Consider the following 236-nt stretch of genomic DNA (forward strand, 5'->3'; position numbering starts at 1 on the left):
CACCGCCCAGCGCGCGGAACAGTGCAACCTCGTTCTGCGAAACCGCCATGTCGGATTGGACCTGTTGGAGGGTCGCAGATGCAGCCGCGCGCTGCGCGTCGACCTGGAGCAAGCCGGGCGCATCGCCGAGGCGGACCCGGGCAGCGGCTCGCCGCGCATAGGCCTGCGCCTCGCGCGAAGCCGTCGCCAGATCGCGGTTGCGGCGGGTTTCGGCGTCATAGGCGGCAAGCGCCGTC

1 protein-coding gene is annotated in these 236 nt (G+C 71.6%); it reads right to left on the minus strand.

Features of this window, described 5'->3' with window-relative positions; genetic code table 11:
- On the minus strand, positions 1-236 hold a 236-nt coding region (locus tag CVH10_RS24415), incomplete at both ends, for a hypothetical protein (RefSeq protein ID WP_219925117.1).

Origin of the sequence: Halomonas sp. ND22Bw, assembly GCF_003011945.1 — a bacterium.
Taxonomy (GTDB): Bacteria; Pseudomonadota; Gammaproteobacteria; order Pseudomonadales; family Halomonadaceae; genus Halomonas; species Halomonas halophila.